Annotated in this window: 2 protein-coding genes; both read left to right on the forward strand. The window is 70.9% G+C overall.

What is annotated here, in order from left to right; genetic code table 11:
- Nucleotides 1-955 (forward strand): LysR family transcriptional regulator (locus tag FL311_RS42970; protein WP_368668623.1); only part of this gene is annotated, 955 nt, incomplete at its 5' end.
- 125 nt (nucleotides 956-1,080) lie between these two features.
- On the forward strand, nucleotides 1,081-1,701 hold the full coding sequence (locus FL311_RS42975) for a DUF2378 family protein (protein ID WP_046714688.1): 621 nt from the start codon (nucleotides 1,081-1,083) through the stop codon (nucleotides 1,699-1,701).
- The last annotated feature ends 143 nt before the right edge of the window (nucleotides 1,702-1,844 follow it).

The raw sequence follows: 1,844 nt of genomic DNA on the forward strand, positions 1-1,844 counted from the left end.
CCGCGTCCCCGCGCCGAGCCCGCCCGCGAAGGCCGACCTGGACCTGGCGAACATCAACCTCAACCTCGCGGTGGCGCTCGACGCGCTGCTCACCGAGGGCAACGTCACCCGCGCCGCGGCCCGCGTGGGCATCACCCAGTCCGCCATGAGCCACGCGCTCAGGCAGCTGCGTGAGCTGCTCGGGGACGCGCTCCTCATCCGGGGACGTGGCGGCATGGTGCGCACGCCTCGCGCCGAGCAGCTCGCCGCGCCCCTGCACCGGGGCCTGCTCGAGGTCCAACGCGCCCTGCGCAACGAGTCCGTCTTCGCCCCCCAGGCCTCCTCGCGGCGCTTCATCCTCGCCACGACGGACTACTTCGCCTCCGCCCTGCTCCCGTCCCTGCTGGAGCTGATGGACACCGAGGCCCCCCAGGTGGACCTGGTGGTGCGCCCGCTCGTCATCCCCCAAATCGAAGCCCAGCTGGAGAGCGGCGAGCTGGACCTGGTCGTCGGCGCCTACCCCGAGCCGTCCCCCGTCCTGCGCCAGCAGAAGCTCTTCACCGAGCACTTCGTCTGCGTCGTGCGCCGCGACAACTCCGTGGTGAAGCAACGGTTGGACCTGGAAACATTCCTGCGGCTGCCGCACGTGTTGATGAGCCCGCGCGGCGAGGGTGTCGGCTCGGTGGACATCGCGCTGGAGAAGCTGGGTCGCACGCGACGCATCGGCGTGCGGCTGCCGTACTTCCTCACCGCGGCGCTGGCGGTGACGCGCACCAACCACGTGCTCACCGCCCCTCGCCGGCTCGCCGAGCTGTTCGTCGAGCCAGGCCACCTGCGCATCCTCCCTCCCCCCGTGGAGCTCGCCCCGTTCGACGTCCTCCAGGTCTGGCACGAGCGTTTTGACGACGACCCGGCCCACCGGTGGCTCCGGGGGATGATGCTCCGCGCCGCCGCCGCACCGCGTAGCAACCGCTAACCCTTCGACTCTCCAGGGCTTTTTCTCGGCGAGCAGTCGGGCTGTCGCTCGCCGACAGGGGCACTGAACGCCGATTCACCTGTGGGCGAGCATGCGACGGGCCGACCGGTGTAGGGTGCGACCCTATGACTTCTTCCGAGAAGCTGATTTTCACGCAAACCGTGGAAGCGCTCTTCCTTCGCGCTCTCGAGAACCGGCTCACGCCCGCGTGCCGCGAGCACCTGCGTCGTGCGGGGCTGGACCTCGAGCAGAAGCTGGAGCGGACCTACACGCTGGAGCAATGGAAGGAGTTCCTTCGCATCGCCGCGGGTCACGTCTACGGCGGAGTTCCCGCCGAGGCCGCGTACTACTCGCTGGGCGAGCGCTTCATGGACGCCTACTTCGGGACCTTCTTCGGTCGCGCGCTCTTGGGCGTCGTCCGGCTCGCCGGTCCCCGGAGGATGCTGCTGCGGGCGGGGATGGGCTTTCGCGCCGGCAACAACTTCAGTGTGGTCGAAATCGTCGAGCGCAGCCCCACTTTCCTGGAGCTGCGGATGAACGACGTGCTGGCGGACCTGCCCACGTTCTCCGCGGGGCTGCTGGCCCGGGCGGTGGAGCTGTGTGGTGGCTTCCGCGTGGTGGTGCTGCCGGAGGAGTTCGACGGCACGGCGTCGACGTTCCACATCCGCTGGGCGGAGGTGACGGCGGAGGCGGCCATGCCTCCCCCGGAGGATGGGTCGGCGGGCGCGTCGCGTCCTCGCGCCTGAGGTGCCCCGAGTCCCGCGCGCCCCCCTGCCGCAATCCGCCAGGGTGGCTCGCGGAACGCCATGCTCGCGCGGCTTGCGAGCGGGCGCGCCGGAGGTCCCGGGAGCACGCGCTCCCGAGTGAGGCCTCGCGGCCCTCCCCCCCG

It is taken from the genome of Myxococcus sp. AB025B (assembly GCF_006518215.1).
GTDB lineage: Bacteria > Myxococcota > Myxococcia > Myxococcales > Myxococcaceae > Myxococcus > Myxococcus fulvus.

What these genes read in the sequence shown, in the direction of transcription:
- FL311_RS42975 (WP_046714688.1), top strand. Translation starts at nt 1,081, where the DNA reads ATGACTTCTTCCGAGAAGCTGATTTTCACGCAAACCGTGGAAGCGCTC.